Below are 1,623 nucleotides of genomic sequence, written 5' to 3' on the forward strand. Positions count from 1 at the left end.
ATGACCTGAAAAACAAGCCTTCAAACAAACAACGTCCTACTTGTGTACCTATTTTGATACCTGTGTTGGCATCGTTTGTAGCAGTGTAACCATTTGCACAATCTAAAGTAACTTTCAAATCCATATTAAGATTCATTATTTTACTATTGTAGTTGTTGGATATTTTAAAAATGGCTTCCAGAGTGGTCGCTGAAGGTTTAAAAACTGTTCTTGCTCCAGAGCCTTCTATGGTGATGCCGTGTAAACCATCTAAATTAATAGGAGTGCTGATTACATAAATTCCCTCTTGAAAATAGAATTTTCTGAAACCTCTGGCGTAAGCATTGGCTATTACAACATCTAAATCACCAATTGGACTTGTAGTGTACAAGTGACTATTACTTGTATTAGATAAAGTAGCACTTGTATTATTTGTTGCTGGGTCTGAACGTATTGGAACTGGTGTAGCAGGATAACAAATATTTGTTCCTGTACTGACAGAAAAGGTACTACCAATCGTATAAACATTTCTATTTTGTTGTCCAAAGGACAAATTGTTTAGTACTACAATTATTAGTACAACTAAAAAGGTTTTCATTTTCTTCATGATTTTATTATAATTTAAGGGTTAAAATTAGTTTGTTAATACCGTGTTTCCTTGATTAATAAGCGTTTGTTTATCTATTAGTCCTTGTCCTGTAGGAGCTACCTCTTGCAAGAAATCAAAAAATTTACCGCTTATAGGCTGAATGTTTAAAAATTTATTTAAAATTGCATTTACGCCACTTGAGGGTAATTGGATGTTAGAAACATAATAGGTGCAATAGTTCAAAAGATGCATATTAATAGTAGTGCTTGGCAATACCTGGTCTCTTAATACTATTTGATTACAATAGGTTAAAAGCGGTAAATTTAATATACCTAGTTTATCTGCTTTACAATCAAGATAGCTATTTATTTTTGTAAGAACAGGAAAATTTAATTCAATAAGACTATTGCTAGGATTGTATGTGTATTTATTAACTCTTATAACATTAACTTCTTCAAGAGCAGGAAAGGATACAATGTTACCAGCTGCTGTAATGTTTAAAGATTGTGTTTTTTTTAATTTATTCATACTAACATTTGCGAAATAACCATCAAATCCTAGACCACCTTCAAATGAATAATTTTGATCTATATATTCTAAATCATTACAGATAAAAGTGCCTCCGTATACATCTTCTGCGGAAACACCTAAAGCCTTACGTACATTTTTTAGGTCTTTAATTTCAATAGCAACTAGATGTTCGCTTTCATTACCAGAGTTTGGAAGAATAAAACTAATAAGAAATAATTCTGTTATACCCTCAATAAAAATATTTTCTAGTTTTTTGCCATATCTAATCTTTAAATCCAATATTGGCATTTTTCCTTGTCCTCTAATCTTAATATTTTTTAGATTGTTATATGTGCCGTTAATCTCTATTTTTCTAACTGTAACTGGAACTTCAAGTTCAATAGTTGTTAAATTTGTGAGTGGTTCAATTCCGCCTACATAAATATTTTCAGTAATTGAGCCTACTTCCGCTTTTAGTTTGGCTACACATTCGGCATCGGTAAGGTCGCCTTCAATATAGACATTGGTTTTGCCTATGTTTTCTG

Annotated in this window: 1 protein-coding gene and 1 pseudogene; both read right to left on the reverse strand. The window is 31.5% G+C overall.

The window, feature by feature from the left end:
* Positions 1-577 (reverse strand): hypothetical protein (locus B0A58_RS14680; RefSeq protein WP_207758859.1); only part of this gene is annotated, 577 nt, incomplete at its 3' end.
* 36 nt (positions 578-613) lie between these two features.
* Positions 614-1,623, reverse strand: a pseudogene (locus B0A58_RS16555) (hypothetical protein); the annotation flags it as partial.

The organism is Flavobacterium branchiophilum NBRC 15030 = ATCC 35035 (genome assembly GCF_002217205.1).
Lineage (GTDB): Bacteria > Bacteroidota > Bacteroidia > Flavobacteriales > Flavobacteriaceae > Flavobacterium > Flavobacterium branchiophilum.